At 71.1% G+C, this 16,307-nt stretch carries 16 protein-coding genes, 2 tRNA genes and 1 pseudogene; 15 read left to right on the top strand and 4 right to left on the bottom strand.

The features are described from left to right. The first annotated feature begins 106 nt into the window (after positions 1-106). From gnd to ACIRBY_RS13280, 9 genes are all read left to right on the top strand, one after another. The gene (gene gnd / locus ACIRBY_RS13320; protein ID WP_403900160.1) at positions 107-982 is read left to right on the top strand and encodes a phosphogluconate dehydrogenase (NAD(+)-dependent, decarboxylating); all 876 of its coding nucleotides are present in this window, start codon (positions 107-109) and stop codon (positions 980-982) included. A 56-nt stretch (positions 983-1,038) separates the two neighbouring features. Continuing rightward, on the top strand, positions 1,039-2,175 hold the full coding sequence (gene recF, locus ACIRBY_RS13315; protein WP_403900158.1) for a DNA replication/repair protein RecF: 1,137 nt from the start codon (positions 1,039-1,041) through the stop codon (positions 2,173-2,175). Positions 2,176-2,258: 83 nt separating this feature from the next. After that, positions 2,259-2,738, top strand: coding sequence for a DUF721 domain-containing protein (locus tag ACIRBY_RS13310; protein ID WP_403900563.1), 480 nt, complete (start codon positions 2,259-2,261; stop codon positions 2,736-2,738). A gap of 335 nt (positions 2,739-3,073) precedes the next feature. Continuing rightward, on the top strand, positions 3,074-5,095 hold the full coding sequence (gene gyrB / locus ACIRBY_RS13305) for a DNA topoisomerase (ATP-hydrolyzing) subunit B (RefSeq protein ID WP_403900561.1): 2,022 nt from the start codon (positions 3,074-3,076) through the stop codon (positions 5,093-5,095). A gap of 41 nt (positions 5,096-5,136) precedes the next feature. Beyond that, positions 5,137-7,761, top strand: a complete 2,625-nt coding sequence (gene gyrA / locus ACIRBY_RS13300; RefSeq protein WP_403900156.1) for a DNA gyrase subunit A — start codon at positions 5,137-5,139, stop codon at positions 7,759-7,761. A 3-nt stretch (positions 7,762-7,764) separates the two neighbouring features. Next, entirely contained in the window at positions 7,765-8,439 is a 675-nt protein-coding gene (locus ACIRBY_RS13295; protein WP_403900154.1) for a DUF3566 domain-containing protein, read from the top strand. Positions 8,440-8,534: 95 nt separating this feature from the next. Then, a tRNA-Ile gene (locus ACIRBY_RS13290) sits at positions 8,535-8,608 on the top strand. A 145-nt stretch (positions 8,609-8,753) separates the two neighbouring features. Beyond that, positions 8,754-8,888: a DLW-39 family protein gene (locus ACIRBY_RS13285; protein WP_208809277.1), complete on the top strand. Its 135-nt coding sequence runs from the start codon at positions 8,754-8,756 to the stop codon at positions 8,886-8,888. A gap of 232 nt (positions 8,889-9,120) precedes the next feature. Beyond that, positions 9,121-9,447 carry a hypothetical protein gene (locus tag ACIRBY_RS13280; protein ID WP_403900152.1) on the top strand — a complete coding sequence of 109 codons (327 nt, stop codon included), beginning with the start codon at positions 9,121-9,123 and terminating at the stop codon, positions 9,445-9,447. A gap of 301 nt (positions 9,448-9,748) precedes the next feature. Here the strand turns inward: ACIRBY_RS13280 and ACIRBY_RS13275 are convergent. Continuing rightward, a pseudogene (locus ACIRBY_RS13275) lies at positions 9,749-10,300 on the bottom strand (serine/threonine-protein kinase); the annotation flags it as partial. A gap of 45 nt (positions 10,301-10,345) precedes the next feature. Further along, positions 10,346-10,894: a helix-turn-helix domain-containing protein gene (locus ACIRBY_RS13270; protein ID WP_403900150.1), complete on the bottom strand. Its 549-nt coding sequence runs from the start codon at positions 10,892-10,894 to the stop codon at positions 10,346-10,348. A 162-nt stretch (positions 10,895-11,056) separates the two neighbouring features. On the opposite strand from ACIRBY_RS13270, the gene ACIRBY_RS13265 reads away from it, so the two are divergent. Together ACIRBY_RS13265 and ACIRBY_RS13260 are read left to right on the top strand one after the other, a co-directional pair. Further along, a tRNA-Ala gene (locus ACIRBY_RS13265) sits at positions 11,057-11,129 on the top strand. A gap of 245 nt (positions 11,130-11,374) precedes the next feature. Then, entirely contained in the window at positions 11,375-11,842 is a 468-nt protein-coding gene (locus tag ACIRBY_RS13260) for a LysM peptidoglycan-binding domain-containing protein (RefSeq protein ID WP_403900148.1), read from the top strand. Positions 11,843-11,915: 73 nt separating this feature from the next. Here ACIRBY_RS13260 and ACIRBY_RS13255 read toward each other — a convergent pair whose 3' ends face one another. Continuing rightward, the gene (locus tag ACIRBY_RS13255; RefSeq protein ID WP_403900146.1) at positions 11,916-12,584 is read right to left on the bottom strand and encodes a DUF5324 family protein; all 669 of its coding nucleotides are present in this window, start codon (positions 12,582-12,584) and stop codon (positions 11,916-11,918) included. A gap of 175 nt (positions 12,585-12,759) precedes the next feature. Here ACIRBY_RS13255 and ACIRBY_RS13250 point away from each other — a divergent pair, with 175 nt between their 5' ends. After that, positions 12,760-13,299, top strand: coding sequence for a peptidylprolyl isomerase (locus ACIRBY_RS13250; RefSeq protein WP_403900559.1), 540 nt, complete (start codon positions 12,760-12,762; stop codon positions 13,297-13,299). Positions 13,300-13,423: 124 nt separating this feature from the next. Further along, on the top strand, positions 13,424-14,299 hold the full coding sequence (locus tag ACIRBY_RS13245) for a rhomboid family intramembrane serine protease (RefSeq protein ID WP_403900144.1): 876 nt from the start codon (positions 13,424-13,426) through the stop codon (positions 14,297-14,299). A gap of 117 nt (positions 14,300-14,416) precedes the next feature. Here ACIRBY_RS13245 and crgA read toward each other — a convergent pair whose 3' ends face one another. Continuing rightward, positions 14,417-14,671, bottom strand: coding sequence for a cell division protein CrgA (crgA, locus tag ACIRBY_RS13240; RefSeq protein ID WP_366454121.1), 255 nt, complete (start codon positions 14,669-14,671; stop codon positions 14,417-14,419). Positions 14,672-14,763: 92 nt separating this feature from the next. Between crgA and ACIRBY_RS13235 the strand changes: the two genes are divergently transcribed. Further along, the gene (locus ACIRBY_RS13235) at positions 14,764-15,540 is read left to right on the top strand and encodes a DUF881 domain-containing protein (protein WP_403900142.1); all 777 of its coding nucleotides are present in this window, start codon (positions 14,764-14,766) and stop codon (positions 15,538-15,540) included. Continuing rightward, a complete protein-coding gene (locus ACIRBY_RS13230) occupies positions 15,509-16,234 on the top strand; it encodes a class E sortase (RefSeq protein ID WP_403900140.1) in 726 nt (241 codons plus the stop codon). Before ACIRBY_RS13235 ends, ACIRBY_RS13230 begins: the two co-directional genes overlap by 32 nt. Positions 16,235-16,307 lie beyond the last annotated feature (73 nt).

Here is a 16,307-nt window from a genome sequence, read left to right as displayed (position 1 = left end):
GGCGTAGGCTCGGACCCGGCGGGCGACCCAGGAGAAAACGGCCGGAAACCACCGGTCCCCGGGGAGCCCCGATACAGACGGCCCCAACGCTTAAGGAACCCACCTGATGGAGCTCGGTCTCGTCGGTCTCGGCAAGATGGGCGGCAACATGCGCGAGCGCATCCGCCGCGCAGGCCACACCGTCATCGGATACGACCGCAACCCGGACCTCGCCGACGTCCACAGCCTTCGGGAGCTTGTGGACAGCCTCCAGGCCCCCCGCGTGGTGTGGGTCATGGTCCCGGCAGGCGCCGCGACGCAGTCCACCGTGGACGAGCTGGCGGAGCTGCTCTCCCCCGGCGACGTCGTCGTGGACGGCGGCAACTCCCGCTGGACGGACGACGAGAAGCACGCCAAGGAGCTGGAGGCCAAGGGCATCGGTTTCGTCGACTGCGGCGTCTCCGGCGGCGTCTGGGGCCTGGAGAACGGCTACGCGCTGATGTACGGCGGCGACGAGAAGCACGTCGCGGCGGTCCAGCCGATCTTCGACGCCCTCAAGCCCGAGGGTGACTTCGGCTCCGTCCACGCGGGCAAGGTCGGCGCCGGCCACTTCGCGAAGATGGTCCACAACGGCATCGAGTACGCCATGATGCAGGCCTACGCCGAGGGCTGGGAGCTCCTGGAGAAGGTGGACTCGGTCACCGACGTCCGCGAGGTGTTCCGGTCCTGGCAGGAGGGCACGGTCATCCGTTCCTGGCTGCTGGACCTGGCCGTGAACGCCCTGGACGAGGACGAGCACCTCGAAGGCCTCAAGGGCTTCGCCCAGGACTCGGGCGAGGGCCGCTGGACCGTCGAGGCGGCGATCGACAACGCGGTGCCGCTGCCGGCGATCACCGCCTCGCTCTTCGCCCGCTTCGCGTCCCGCCAGGACGACTCGCCGCAGATGAAGATGATCGCGGCGCTGCGCAACCAGTTCGGCGGCCACGCGGTCGAGAAGAAGTAACCGCACCACCGCACCACAGAGCACAGCAGCAGGAAGCCGGGGGAGGTCGGCGCCGTATGCACGTCTCGCATCTCTCGTTGGCCGACTTCCGCTCGTACGCCCGGGCCGAGGTCCCCCTCGCCCCGGGCGTCACGGCTTTCGTGGGCCCCAACGGCCAGGGGAAGACGAACCTCGTCGAGGCCGTCGGCTACCTGGCCACCCTGGGCAGCCACCGGGTCTCCTCCGACGCCCCCCTGGTGCGGATGGGCGCCGACCGCGCCGTCGTCCGCGCCGCCGTGACCCAGGGCGAGCGCCAGCAGCTGGTCGAGCTGGAGCTCAACCCGGGGCGCGCCAACCGGGCCCGCATCAACCGGTCCTCGCAGGTCAGGCCCCGGGACGTGCTGGGCATCGTACGGACCGTGCTGTTCGCCCCCGAGGACCTGGCCCTGGTCAAGGGCGACCCGGGCGAGCGGCGCCGGTTCCTGGACGAGCTGGTCACCGCCCGCTCCCCGCGCATGGCGGCCGTCCGCTCCGACTACGAGCGGGTGCTCAAGCAGCGCAACACCCTGCTGAAGTCGGCGGCGATGGCCCGCCGGCACGGCGGCCGCTCCATGGACCTGTCCACCCTCGACGTGTGGGACCAGCACCTCGCCCGCGCGGGCGCCGAGCTGCTCGCCCACCGGCTCGACCTGATCGCGACCCTGCTGCCGCTGGCCGACAAGGCCTACGAGCAGCTCGCGCCCGGCGGCGGCCCGCTCGGGCTCGCCTACAAGGCCTCCGTCGGCGAGGGCGTCGACAGCGGCGGGGCCCGGACCCGCGAGGGGCTCTACGAGGTGCTGCTGGCGGGGCTGTCCGAGGTGCGCAAGCAGGAGATCGAGCGCGGCGTGACCCTCGTCGGGCCGCACCGCGACGACGTCCTCCTGCACCTCGGCGACCTCCCGGCCAAGGGGTACGCCAGCCACGGCGAGTCCTGGTCGTACGCCCTGGCGCTGCGGCTGGCCTCGTACGAGCTGCTGCGCTCCGAGGGCAACGAGCCGGTGCTGATCCTGGACGACGTCTTCGCGGAGCTGGACGCCCGCCGCCGCGAGCGGCTCGCGGAACTGGTGGCCCCCGGCGAGCAGGTCCTGGTGACGGCGGCGGTGGACGACGACGTCCCGGGCGTGCTGACGGGGACGCGGTTCGCGGTGTCCGGCGGTGAGGTGACCCGGCTGTGAACGGCGGCTCCGACACCGGCGTCCCCCGCGACGACCGCGCCGGCGGGGACCGGGAGCGGCGCCGGGCCCCCGAGCCCTCCGGCGTGGACCTGGCCCGCCAGGCCCTGGCCGCGGCGCGCGAGCAGGCCCGGGCGCGGGGCAACGCCGCCGCCGGGAGGAAGAACCGGCAGCAGCCCGGGCTGCGCTCCGGCGCCCGCGCCGACGGCCGGGACCCGATGCCGCTGATGGCGGCGCTGGACCGGCTGCGCACCGAGCGCGGCTGGGAGATGCCGATCGCGGTCGCCGGGGTGATGGAGCGCTGGGCGGACATCGTCGGCCCGGAGATCGCCGCGCACTGCGAACCGGAACGCTACGAGGACCGTGAGCTCCTGGTGCGCTGCGACTCCTCTGCCTGGGCCGCACAGCTGAAGCTGCTGGCCCCGCAGCTGGTGGCCCGGCTCAATGCGGAGCTCGGCCAGGGCACCGTCCGGATGATCAAGGTCCAGGGGCCCGGCGCCCGCCCGAAGCGGTACGGGCCGCTGCGCGCACCGGGCAGTTCCGGCCCCGGCGATACCTACGGGTAGCCCTCCGCGGACCCCCGCGCCCCGCCCCTCGGACGCCGACGGGACGGGGCGCCGAATGCGGCGTCCCTCACGGTAGCCGCGGGTTGACAGGCCGAAGCGCTGGACGCCCGCGTGAGCCTCTTTGGGCCCCTCCCCGGATATGGGGAGTCGGAGAGAGGAGGTTCAGGGCGGCACATGCGGACTCAGGCACCGGCAAACCCCCACTCATGTCAGTGGTACCGGTAGACTGGAGACAATCCCGCCCGATTGGCGGGTGGACACCCGACAACGCAGACAACGCAGATCGACGCGGCCGCTCCCGCCGGTGCACATGCTGGTCCGGAGTACGGGCTGCGCTGTGCCAGAAAGGGCGCTTCGTGGCCGATTCCGGCGACTCCAACGAGAAGAATTACGACGCCAGTGCGATCCAGGTCCTCGAGGGCCTGGACGCGGTCCGCAAGCGGCCGGGTATGTACATCGGCTCGACGGGTGAGCGTGGTCTGCACCACCTCGTCTACGAGGTCGTCGACAACTCGGTCGACGAGGCGCTGGCCGGGCACGCGGACACCATCGACGTGACGATCCTCGCCGACGGCGGGGTGCGCGTGATCGACAACGGCCGAGGCATCCCGGTCGGCATCGTGCCGTCCGAGGGCAAGCCGGCCGTCGAGGTCGTCCTGACGGTCCTGCACGCCGGCGGCAAGTTCGGCGGCGGCGGCTACGCCGTCTCCGGCGGTCTGCACGGCGTCGGCGTGTCCGTCGTGAACGCACTGTCCACGAAGGTCGCGGTCGAGGTCAAGACGGACGGCCACCGCTGGACCCAGGACTACAAGCTGGGCGTGCCGACGGCCCCGCTGGCCAAGAACGAGGAGACCGGCGAGCACGGCACGTCGGTGACGTTCTGGGCCGACGGGGACATCTTCGAGACCACCGAGTACTCCTTCGAGACGCTGTCGCGGCGCTTCCAGGAGATGGCCTTCCTCAACAAGGGCCTGACCCTGACGCTGACCGACGAGCGCGAGTCGGCGAAGGCCACGGCGGGTGCCGACGACCCGGACGCGGACACGGCCGAGCCGCAGGCGCGCACGGTGAAGTACTACTACGAGGGCGGCATCGTCGACTTCGTGAAGTACCTCAACTCGCGCAAGGGCGAGCTGATCCACCCCACCGTCATCGACGTCGAGGCCGAGGACAAGGAGCGCATGCTCTCGGTCGAGATCGCGATGCAGTGGAACTCGCAGTACACCGAGGGCGTCTACTCCTTCGCGAACACGATCCACACGCACGAGGGCGGCACCCACGAGGAGGGCTTCCGCGCGGCGCTGACGGGTCTGGTGAACCGTTACGCGCGCGACAAGAAGCTGCTCCGCGAGAAGGACGACAACCTCGCCGGCGAGGACATCCGCGAGGGTCTGACGGCGATCATCTCGGTCAAGCTGGGCGAGCCCCAGTTCGAGGGCCAGACGAAGACCAAGCTGGGCAACACCGAGGCCAAGACCTTCGTGCAGAAGGTCGTCCACGAGCACCTCAGCGACTGGTTCGACCGCAACCCGGTCGAGGCCGCGGACATCGTCCGCAAGGCCATCCAGGCGGCCACGGCCCGCGTCGCGGCCCGCAAGGCCCGCGACCTCACCCGGCGCAAGGGCCTCCTGGAGAGCGCCTCGCTGCCGGGCAAGCTCTCGGACTGCCAGTCGAACGACCCGACCAAGTGCGAGATCTTCATCGTCGAGGGTGACTCCGCCGGCGGCTCCGCGAAGTCCGGCCGCAACCCGATGTACCAGGCCATCCTGCCCATCCGCGGCAAGATCCTGAACGTCGAGAAGGCCCGTATCGACAAGATCCTCCAGAACACCGAGGTCCAGGCGCTGATCAGCGCCTTCGGCACCGGTGTGCACGAGGACTTCGACATCGAGAAGCTCCGCTATCACAAGATCATCCTGATGGCGGACGCCGACGTCGACGGCCAGCACATCAACACCCTGCTGCTGACCTTCCTGTTCCGCTTCATGCGTCCGCTGGTCGAGGCCGGGCACGTCTACCTGTCGCGCCCGCCGCTCTACAAGATCAAGTGGGGCCGCGACGACTTCGAGTACGCGTACTCGGACCGCGAGCGCGACGCCCTGGTCGAGCTCGGCAAGCAGAACGGCAAGCGGATCAAGGAAGACTCGATCCAGCGCTTCAAGGGTCTGGGCGAGATGAACGCCGAGGAGCTGCGCGTCACCACCATGGACGTGGACCACCGCGTGCTCGGCCAGGTCACGCTGGACGACGCGGCGCAGGCCGACGACCTGTTCTCGGTGCTGATGGGTGAGGACGTCGAGGCGCGGCGCTCCTTCATCCAGCGCAACGCCAAGGACGTCCGCTTCCTCGACATCTGAGTCGGCCTCCGCTGACCGCCTGAAAGGACTTCTGACCAGCAATGGCCGACGAAACCACCCCCACCGCAGAGAATCCCGCGGAGGAGCAGCCCGTGCTGCGCATCGAGCCCGTCGGGCTCGAGACGGAGATGCAGCGCTCCTACCTCGACTACGCGATGTCCGTCATCGTGTCCCGCGCGCTGCCCGACGTACGGGACGGCCTCAAGCCCGTCCACCGGCGCGTGCTGTACGCGATGTACGACGGCGGCTACCGGCCCGAGAAGGGCTTCTACAAGTGCGCCCGCGTCGTCGGCGACGTCATGGGCACCTACCACCCGCACGGCGACAGCTCCATCTACGACGCCCTGGTCCGCCTGGCCCAGCCGTGGTCGATGCGCATGCCGCTGGTGGACTCCAACGGCAACTTCGGCTCCCCGGGCAACGACCCGGCGGCCGCCATGCGCTACACCGAGTGCAAGCTCATGCCGCTGGCCATGGAGATGCTCCGGGACATCGACGAGGAGACCGTCGACTTCCAGGACAACTACGACGGCCGCAACCAGGAGCCGACCGTCCTGCCGGCGCGGTTCCCGAACCTCCTCGTCAACGGCTCCGCCGGCATCGCCGTCGGCATGGCCACCAACATCCCGCCGCACAACCTCCGCGAGGTCGCGGCCGGCGCCCAGTGGGCGCTGGAGCACCCGGAAGCCTCGCACGAGGAGCTCCAGGACGCGCTCATCGAGCGCATCAAGGGCCCGGACTTCCCGACCGGCGCGCTGGTCGTGGGCCGCAAGGGCATCGAGGAGGCGTACCGGACCGGCCGCGGCTCCATCACGATGCGCGCCGTGGTCGAGGTCGAGGAGATCCAGAACCGCCAGTGCCTGGTGGTCACGGAGCTCCCGTACCAGACCAACCCCGACAACCTGGCGCAGAAGATCGCCGACCTGGTGAAGGACGGCAAGATCGGCGGCATCGCCGACGTCCGCGACGAGACCTCGTCCCGGACCGGCCAGCGCCTGGTGATCGTGCTCAAGCGCGACGCCGTCGCCAAGGTCGTGCTGAACAACCTGTACAAGCACACCGACCTCCAGACGAACTTCGGCGCGAACATGCTGGCGCTGGTGGACGGGGTGCCGCGCACCCTGTCGATCGACGCGTTCATCCGCCACTGGGTGCAGCACCAGATCGAGGTCATCGTCCGCCGTACGCGCTTCCGCCTGCGCAAGGCGGAGGAGCGGGCCCACATCCTGCGCGGCCTGCTCAAGGCGCTGGACGCCATCGACGAGGTCATCGCCCTCATCCGGCGCAGCAACACCGTCGAGATCGCGCGCGAGGGCCTCATGGGCCTCCTGGAGATCGACGAGATCCAGGCGAACGCCATCCTGGAGATGCAGCTGCGCCGCCTGGCGGCCCTGGAGCGCCAGAAGATCGTCGCCGAGCACGACGAGCTCCAGGCGAAGATCAACGAGTACAACGCGATCCTGGCCTCGCCGGAGAAGCAGCGCTCGATCGTCAGCGAGGAACTGGCCGCGATCGTCGAGAAGTACGGCGACGACCGGCGCTCCAAGCTGGTGCCCTTCGACGGTGACATGTCCATCGAGGACCTGATCGCCGAAGAGGACATCGTCGTCACCATCACGCACGGCGGCTACGTCAAGCGCACCAAGACCGAGGACTACCGCTCGCAGAAGCGCGGCGGCAAGGGCGTGCGCGGCACGAAGCTGAAGCAGGACGACCTGGTCGACCACTTCTTCGTGTCCACCACGCACCACTGGCTGCTGTTCTTCACCAACAAGGGCCGCGTCTACCGGTCCAAGGCGTACGAGCTGCCGGACGCGGGCCGCGACGCCCGCGGGCAGCACGTGGCGAACCTGCTGGCCTTCCAGCCGGACGAGAAGATCGCCCAGATCCTCGCGATCCGCGACTACGAGGCGGCGCCCTACCTGATCCTGGCCACCAAGGCCGGCCTGGTGAAGAAGACGGCGCTGAAGGACTACGACTCGCCGCGTTCGGGCGGCGTCATCGCCATCAACCTCCGGGAGACCGGCGCCGACGGCGCCGACGGCACTGCCGACGAGCTGATCGGCGCCGAGCTGGTGTCCGCCGAGGACGACCTGCTGCTCATCAGCAAGAAGGCCCAGTCCATCCGCTTCACGGCGACTGACGAGGCGCTGCGGCCGATGGGGCGCGCCACCTCGGGCGTGAAGGGCATGAGCTTCCGCGAGGGTGACGAACTGCTGTCCATGAGCGTGGTGCGGCCGGGCACGTTCGTGTTCACCGCGACCGACGGCGGCTACGCCAAGCGGACCCCGGTGGACGAGTACCGCGTCCAGGGCCGCGGCGGTCTGGGCATCAAGGCCGCCAAGATCGTGGAGGACCGCGGGTCGCTCGTGGGCGCGCTGGTGGTGGACGAATCGGACGAGATCCTCGCGATCACGCTCAGCGGCGGTGTGATCCGCACGCGAGTCAACGAAGTCCGGGAGACGGGCCGTGACACCATGGGCGTCCAGCTGATCAACCTGGGCAAGCGGGATGCCGTGGTGGGTATCGCCCGCAACGCCGAGGCCGGTCAGGAAGCTGACGAGGTCGACGAGATCGAGACAGGGATCGAGGCCGCGGCAGCCGAGGGAACGGCCGTCGAGGCCGCCGGGGGCGAAGGGTCCTCGGATCGGGAGCACGAGGAGTAAGTCGTGAGTGGAGCCACGGGCGCCGGACCGGCCAAGACTGGAGCGAACGGTGCCCGTGGCCCCGCCGCGGAATCCCAGGGTGGGGATACCCCCGCCGAAGGCAGGGGGGGAACCGTGACGGACACCCGAGGACCGCAGTCGGAGCCGCAGGCGAAGCCGCAGTCCCAGTCCAAGCAGAAGCAGAAGCAGAAGCCCGGCGCGGCCGAGGACGCGGCCGAGCAGCCCTACCACCCCCCGCAGGCCTACGCGGCCCCCGCGGGGCCGGGCACCCAGCGGGCACCCCGTCCGGGGACCCGTACGACGCCCCGGACGCGCAAGGCGCGGCTGCGGGTGGCGAAGGCCGACCCGTGGTCGGTGATGAAGGTCAGCTTCCTGCTGTCCATCGCGCTCGGCGTCTGCACGATCGTGGCGTCCGCGGTGCTGTGGATGGTCATGGACGCCATGGGCATCTTCTCGACCGTCGGCGGCACGATCAGCGAGGCCACCGGTTCGAACGAGGGCAACGGGTTCGACCTCCAGTCGTTCCTTTCGCTGCCGCGCGTGCTGATCTTCACCTCGGTCATCGCGGTGATCGACGTCGTGCTGATGACCGCCCTGGCGACGCTGGGCGCGTTCATCTACAACCTGTCGGCGGGCTTCGTGGGCGGCGTGGAGCTCACGCTGGCCGAGGACGAATGACCCGCTGACTGACCTGCGGGAAAGCCCCGCGGGAGCGGATTTGGGTTCCACTGCGTCTGTGCGCTAATCTTCAGGAGTCAGCGCGCAGGCGCGGAGGGGCTATAGCTCAGTTGGTTAGAGCGCATCCCTGATAAGGATGAGGCCACAGGTTCAAATCCTGTTAGCCCCACAGAGTCGAAGACCCCCAGTCCCCAGGACTGGGGGTCTTCGCCGTTGGGCCGTCCAGGGGCCCCCTAGATAACCGATCGGTATCGGTCGGTGTGTATTGTTGGCGCCCAGAAGTCCCCAACGTCAACGAAAGACGAGGTCGCGCGGTGAAGAAGCTGCTCCTGGTCGCACTGGCCGCCATCGGCGGGCTCCTCGTGTACCGCCAGATCCAGGCGGACCGCGCCGAGCAGGACCTGTGGACGGAGGCAACCGACTCCGTGCCTTCCGGTTCCGGCGTGTGAGCCCCACGTTTGATCTCATGAAGCCCCGACTGCCGCTGCAGTCGGGGCTTCGTGCTGTTCCGGCCACTGTGGCGCTGGGGGCCCTGGGGCTGCTGGGGCCGCTGGGCGCGGCGGATCGGGGGGAAGCCGTCGACGGCGGGCGCGCCGCCGCTGGAGTCCTGCGCGGTGTACGAGGACGTCATCGCCCCCGGGGGCGCGGGCGGGCTACGGCGACGGCCTGGAGGTCGAGCTGATGACCACCGGGGCCCGTTCCTGCCCGGGCGACCCCGGCCGGGCCTCCTACGGCTACGACGCGGTGCCGCTGGGCGCGGTGGGGCAGCGGCTGCTCGGGGAGGACGCCGAGTGCCGGGCGGCCGGGACGTACTGCGCGAAGGTGCCCCGCACCGCCGCCGGCCAGGACTCCCCGCGCGAGGCCTGGCCGGTCGTGTCAGGTCGGGCGGAGGGTGCCGGTGCCCGGGGGAAGGCCGTCGGGGGCGTCGGGGGAGCCGGTGGCTGCGGTGTGCCGGTCGGTGGGCCCATGTGGCCCGGGGCCGCGCCGTGTTGGGGCCGTGCGGGGTGAAGCCGGGCGGCAGGGGGCCGAGTTGGTCGAAGTCCTCGATCGGTTCCTCGTCCTCGGCCGGGAGGGGGAGTGACCGGGCGGCCTCGGCAAGGGCCTTGCGCGCCCCTGTGGCGCTGCGGAACCGGATCCGGGGCTCCGGGTGCAGGAGGGGTGCGATGGCGTCCCACAGCGGCGCCGGGACCCCTTCAAGGGCGTCGGGGAGGCCGTGGGCGGAGAACTGTTCGACCAGCGCACGGGAATCGGGCTCGCGGCCCGTCGGCACGTACGGCGCGACCAGCCCGACGGCGTAGAGGTCGGCGGGGAAGTCCGGTTCCGCTCCCCGCAGTTGTTCCGGGGCGAAGGAGCCCGGATTGCCGACGACCAGGTCCGTCCCGGTCAGCCGGGGCTCGCCCTTGCGCAGGGAGATCCCGAAGTCGGACAGCCGCAGGTGCGGCCGCCCGTTCCCGGTGGCCTCCAGCAGGAGGTTGGCGCGCTGGACGTCGCGGTGGACGACGCCCTCCGCGTGCGCCGCCGCCAGCCCCGACAGGAGCTGGTCGAGCAGGACGCACGAGAAGCGGGGCGGCAGCGGCCCGTGGTCCGCGACGATCTGGGCCAGGGTGCCGCCGCCGACCAGGTCCATGGTGAGCAGGACCTTGTCGTCGTCGGCCGCCCAGCCGGAGGGGGCGAGCACGTGCGGCTGGTCGATGCGCAGGGCCTGCTCGCGCACGAACCTCGGGATCGCGTGGGCGTCGCCCTGGCGCAGCACCTTCGCCGCGACGTACCGGCGCCGGTCCCAGGCCCGCCAGACGGCGCCCGCGCCGCCCCGGCCCACCGGGTCGACCAGCTCGTACCGGCCGGCGAAGACCTCACCCATCGCCGCGCCCGTCCCCCGCTCCGTCCCCCGTGCGCCCCCGGTGCGTCAGTTCTGGTGGGCCTCGTAGTGGGCCACGGCCTCGGCCGTGCGCCCGGCGCCGTACACCCGGAGGAACTCCGCCAGTTCGGGGTGGCTCGGGGCGAGGGCGTTCGCCGCGTCGATGATGTCGCCCGCCGCCGAGACCGACCGCAGCAGCGACTGGATCTCCCGGACGACCCGCTTGACGGTGGGGGCGCCGGAACTGGTGGTGGTCTGAGCGCTGTTGCTGAGGACGGACCCTCCCTGGGTGTTCTTGATCTCGTCCATCCGGTCGGTGGCCTCGCCGGCGCTGACGCTGCCGTCCGCCACCTGCCCGGCGAGGTCCTGGAGGGCCTGGACCCGCTGGACGACGGCCGGGTTGCCGATCTTGGCGCGCTGTCCGCTCATCAGCTGGGACAGCATGGGCGCCGACAGTCCGAGGACAGCAGCGAGGCGAGCCTGGTTCAGGCCGAGGTCATCTATGAGCCGCCGGAACAGGGCGCCGAGCGGCTCCCCGTACCAACTGCGCTGAAGCTCCCGGGCTCTGGCGGTTGCCTCTTGCTGTACTGCGTCCACTCTTCCTACTCCCCTTCGCTGGTGCGAACCTCGCGAGCATCTTACGGAGCGTGGTCGCGGGGCGGGAGTCCCTATCATTTTGCGGGATGAGGGGGTGCACCGGGTACTCTGTCCTGCGGAACGGACGCTCCCTCCCGGGGGAGGATCCGCGTCCGGACGCACGGGGCCTTAGCTCAGTTGGTAGAGCGCTGCTTTTGCAAGGCAGATGTCAGGAGTTCGAATCTCCTAGGCTCCACTTCCAGAGACCCTCTGACCTGCGAAAACGCCGGTCAGGGGGTCTTCTGCATTCCTCTTTCCCGCCGTCTCCCCGGAAGCCCGGGAAGGGACACGGTGAGTGACAGCCGGACGGCGCGGGGGGCGGCCCGCCGACGAGGTCCCCCGGACGGCCCGGCCACAGGGCCCCCGCGCTCCCCGTGGCCGACAGTGGGTGGAGGCAGGCACGCAGGGGGCACACCCACACCACGCGGGAGGCACACGCAGATGGGGCTCTTCGATTTCCTGAAGCACGACAAGAAGAAGCAGGCGGAGCAGAAGGAGCAGCAGGCCGCGGCGCGCGGCGCGGGCGCCGCCCCGCCGACGCCGTCCGACATGGGGTCGAAGTACGCGGACGCGTCCGGGGCCGGCAAGGCGGCGGCCGAGCGGGCGGCCGGCGCGCCGAAGGCCGCCGTGCCGCGGACGGCGGCGGGGCAGGCCCGGCCGCACCCGGCGCCGGCCGAGCCCAGCGACCTGTCGGCCGCGCACAAGGCGGTGCCCGTGCCGCCGAAGCCGCCGGCCGCCGCCAAGAAGCGCACGTACACCGTCAAGGCGGGGGACTCGCTCGCCGCGATCGCCCGCCGCGAGCTCGGCAACGAGGCCCGCTGGCGCGAGCTGTACGCCATGAACCGGGGCGTGATCGGCGCCAACCCCGACCTCATCCAGCCGGGACAGGTGCTGACCCTGCCCGGCTGAGCGGGCCTCAGGCACGACGGCGGGGGCCCGGATCCTGGTGGATCCGGGCCCCCGCCGTCATGGGCGGGTCCGCTCAGGGCGCCCCGTTCTCCTTCTCCTTGGCGGCCTGGGCCTCGTCGAAGGCCGCGGCGTCCTGTGCCGACGGCTCGGTGGCGGCCGGGGGCTCCACGAGCCAGTCCGGGTTGGACTGCTGGTCCCACCACCGCCAGGCCAGGTAGGCCGCGCCGGCGAGCACGGCGGCCAGTGCGACGCCCTTGACCAGCCGCCCGCACTTCGCCCGCCGCTCGTGGCGCCGTACCAGTCGGCGCACCTCCTCGGCCGTCACCTGCCCGCGCAGCGCGGCCAGTGCCGCCATCGAGCGGTTCTGGGCCTCCTCGGCCACCGGCCGGCCCGCGGCGATGGCGCTCTCCAGGCGCGGGGCCGTGTAGTCCATGGCGTGCCGGCACGCCTGCCGCGTCTGGTGGACGGCCTTCGTGGCGGCCCGGTCCACGTGCGGCGGGAGGTGCGTGCGTGCCGCGGTCATCCGTGGGTACAGATGGGTGTCGTAGGCGGCGCGGGCCTGCTGGGACGCCTGGTTGGCGGCGTGGGAGACCTTGGGGGCCAGCCGTGCGTTCGCCTCTTGGGCGTAGTGGACGGCCGCGTCCCGGGCGGTCTCCGCGTACGGTGCCACCGCCTCCGCCGCGTGCCTCACGGCGTCCCTGGCGTTCTCGGCGGCCAGGCTCACGCTGTCCTTGGGGGTCACGGGATCCTCCTCCTCGGTGGCGGACACAGTTCACCTTTCCACCCTTTGTCGGATCATGCCTGCCACAGCGCCGCGCGGCATGCGTGACAGGGCATCCGGGTGGGGGAATTTCCTCCGGGTGCTCCCCTCCGTGGGAGGATCGGGACCGACAGTGATGACTATGGAAGGCAGATCCGTGGCCGAGAAGCTCTACGCCACCCTGAAGACCAACCACGGCGACATCGAGATCGAGCTGCTGGAGAACTTCGCGCCGAAGACCGTCCGGAACTTCGTGGAGCTCGCCACGGGCGCCCGCGAGTGGACCCGCCCCACGGACGGCCAGAAGACCACGTCCCCGCTCTACGACGGCACCGTCTTCCACCGCGTCATCAGCGGCTTCATGATCCAGGGCGGCGACCCGCTGGGCAACGGCACCGGCGGCCCCGGCTACCGGTTCGCCGACGAGTTCCACCCCGACCTGGCCTTCACCAAGCCCTACCTGCTCGCCATGGCCAACGCCGGCCCGGGCACCAACGGCTCGCAGTTCTTCATCACCGTGGCGCCCACCGCCTGGCTGACCCGCAAGCACACCATCTTCGGCGAGGTCACCGACAAGGACAGCCAGAAGGTCGTGGACGCCATCGCGTCCGGCCCGACCAACCCGCGCACCGAGCGGCCGCTGGACGACGTGATCATCCAGTCCGTGTCCGTCGAGCGCCGCGAGGCCAGGCGCTGACGGATCCGCCGTCCGCCGGTTCCCGGGGCGCCCCGGGAACCAACGGGACCCGCCCGTCCGTACTGCATGTGTACGGATCCGCGGGGACGCGCACGGCCCGCCCCGCCGCCGACCGAGGGGACCGATGGACACCGACCGTCTGCCGGGCTGCTACCGCCACCCGGACCGCGACACCGGCATCAGCTGCACCCGCTGCGAGCGGCCCATCTGCCCGGAGTGCATGATCAGCGCCTCGGTCGGCTACCAGTGCCCCGAGTGCGTCCGGGGCGGCTCCGGCACCGGGCACGCCCCGGCGGCCAACGCCCCGCGCACGGTCGCGGGCGGGCTGGTCGCCGCCGACCCCCAGCTGATCACCAAGATCCTCATCGGGATCAACGTGGCGGTGTTCCTCGCCGTGTACGCCGTACCGGGCCTGGCCGTCCAGCTGGAGCTGCTGGGCCGCTACGTGGAGTACTACGGGGCGCCCGTCGAGGGCGTCTCGACCGGGCAGTACCACCGGCTCCTGACCTCGATGTTCCTGCATGTCGAGTGGTGGCACATCTTCGGCAACATGGTGGCCCTGTGGGTGATCGGCGGCCCGCTGGAGGCGGCCCTGGGCCGCTCCCGCTACCTGGCCCTCTACCTGTTGTCGGGCCTGGGCGGCAGCGCCCTGGTCTACCTGCTGACCGCGCCCAACACCCCGACGCTCGGCGCGTCCGGCGCCATCTGCGGGCTGCTGGGCGCCACCGTCGTCCTCGCCCGCCGGCTGCGGTACGAGATGCGGCCGGTGCTGGTCACCCTCGGGCTGATGCTGCTGGTGACCTTCGTGCCCCTGGGGGGCGGCTGGTCGGTCTCCTGGCAGGCGCACATCGGCGGCCTGGTGACGGGCGCGCTGGTCGCGCTGGGCATGCTCGCCCCCGCCACGGGCAGGAGGCGCACACTGGTTCAGGGAGGCACCTGTGTGCTGGTCCTCCTGCTGACGGCGACCCTGATCATGGTGCGCACGGCCGCGCTCACCTGATCACACCGGCGTCAACTCTCCACAGAGTTATCCACAGATCTTCTGTCTTTTCCTCAGGTGTGGATGACGCTGTGGATAACTCCTGGGGAGAGGTTGCGCCGCTCGGCTATCCGTGTACTACTTCCACTGGGTGGAGACGCCGAATCCGGCGGCGATGAATCCGAAACCGACCACGATGTTCCAGTTGCCCAGAGCCTCGATCGGCAGCTGGGTGTCGGTCACGTAGAAGACGACGATCCACGCGAGACCGATCAGGAAGAAGGCCAGCATGACCGGGGCGACCCAGCCGCGGCTCCCCAGCCTGATCTGCTGCGCCTGCTTCGCCGGCGGCGGCGTGTAGTCGTCCTTCTTGCGGATACGTGACTTCGGCACGAGGGGCTCTCCTGTCGATGCGCTGGGGGACCTTGCCTGCCCCGGGCGTCCGTTAGCGTAGTGGACCTGTGGCGTTGAAGGAGAAGGGTACGTTGACCAATTCCGACGACTCCTCCGCGGGTCCCCGCCGCCGGGCCAGGGCGATGGGGCTGCTGACGGCCGCCGTGTTCGCCCTGGCGGGGCTCATCTTCGTCACCAGCTTCAACACGTCCAAGGGTACGAACATCCGCACGGACGCCTCCCTGCTCAAGCTCTCCGACCTGATCCACGAGCGCAGCGCCAACAACGCCGAGCTGGAGAAGACCGCCGCCGCCGTCCGTACCCAGGTCGACGCCCTCGCCGACCGCGACAACGGCAGCACCAAGGCCGAGGACGCCAAGCTCGCCGCCCTGCGCAAGGCCTCCGGCACCGAGGAGCTGACCGGCAAGGGCCTCAGCGTCACCCTCAACGACGCCCCGCCCAACGCCACCGCCCGCGTCCCGGGCGTGCCCGAGCCCCAGCCCAACGACCTCGTGATCCACCAGCAGGACCTCCAGGCCGTGGTGAACGCGCTGTGGCAGGGCGGGGCCGAGGGCATCGAGGTCATGGGCCAGCGGCTGATCGCCACCAGCGCCGTCCGCTGCGTCGGCAACACCCTGATCCTCCAGGGCCGGGTGTACTCGCCCCCGTACAAGGTGTCGGCGGTCGGCGACCCGGGCGCGCTGCGCAAGGCCCTGAACAACTCCCCCGCCATCCAGAACTACCAGCTGTACGTCAACGCGTACGGGCTCGGCTGGAAAGTGGACGAGGACAAGAGGCTGACACTTCCCGGCTACTCCGGCACAGTGGACCTCCACTATGCGAAGCCGCTGGAGCCCGCCTCGCCCTGACGCCGTACTGCGCCTGGCCGTACGGACGTTGAGCGAGCTGTGCCTGACGGCCGGGACGCTGGTCGTGCTGTTCACGGCGTACGTGCTGCTGTGGACCGGGGTCGAGGCCGACCGGGCCATGGACGGCGAGCGGGCCCGCCTGCGCGACCGCTGGGCGGCCGCGGCCCCCGCCCCCGCGCCCCCGCCGGCCTCCCCCGCCCCTGTGGCCCCTGCGGCCCCGCCGCAGCCCTACCCCGCCGGACAGGCCTTCGCCGAGATGTACGTCCCCCGCTTCGGCGCGGACTGGAGCAAGCCGGTCCTGGAGGGCACGGACACCGACCTGCTCAAGAAGGGCCTCGGCCACTACGCCGGCAGCGCCCGCCCCGGCGCGGAGGGCAACTTCGCGGTCGCCGGCCACCGGCGCACCTACGGCGACCCCTTCAAGGACCTGGACGAGCTGCGTCCCGGCGACACCGTGATCGTCCGCGACGCCGTGAACCGCTACACCTACACCGTCCGCGCCGAGCCGCTGCGCACCCTGCCCACCGAGACCGGAGTGGTCGAGCCCGTCCCGCGCCGCTCACCCTTCGCCACCCCCGGCAGGTACCTGACCCTCACCACCTGCGACCCCGAATGGGGCCACAGCCACCGCCTGATCGTCTGGGCGGAGCTCACCGGAACCCGTCCCGCCGATCCCGGGGGATTGCCCGGCTGACCCCCGCCGCGGGGGCCCCGGCCCGTAGTCTGGTGCGGTACCGCCCCCGCGGTGCGTGAGTGAATCGTGGACG

The organism is Streptomyces sp. NPDC096136 (assembly GCF_044763325.1).
In the GTDB taxonomy this organism is placed as follows: domain Bacteria; phylum Actinomycetota; class Actinomycetes; order Streptomycetales; family Streptomycetaceae; genus Streptomyces.
The sequence above is the reverse complement of the archived record's forward strand: the minus strand, read 5'-3'. Positions and strand labels throughout refer to the sequence as shown.

Bases quoted from the DNA above. Each gene is read 5' to 3' on its own strand.
- ACIRBY_RS13280 (WP_403900152.1), top strand. From the start codon at position 9,121: ATGACCACCGGGGCCCGTTCCTGCCCGGGCGACCCCGGCCGGGCCTCC.
- gnd (WP_403900160.1), top strand. From the start codon at position 107: ATGGAGCTCGGTCTCGTCGGTCTCGGCAAGATGGGCGGCAACATGCGC.
- ACIRBY_RS13260 (WP_403900148.1), top strand. From the start codon at position 11,375: ATGGGGCTCTTCGATTTCCTGAAGCACGACAAGAAGAAGCAGGCGGAG.
- ACIRBY_RS13245 (WP_403900144.1), top strand. From the start codon at position 13,424: ATGGACACCGACCGTCTGCCGGGCTGCTACCGCCACCCGGACCGCGAC.
- recF (WP_403900158.1), top strand. From the start codon at position 1,039: ATGCACGTCTCGCATCTCTCGTTGGCCGACTTCCGCTCGTACGCCCGG.
- ACIRBY_RS13230 (WP_403900140.1), top strand. From the start codon at position 15,509: ATGCGAAGCCGCTGGAGCCCGCCTCGCCCTGACGCCGTACTGCGCCTG.
- gyrA (WP_403900156.1), top strand. From the start codon at position 5,137: ATGGCCGACGAAACCACCCCCACCGCAGAGAATCCCGCGGAGGAGCAG.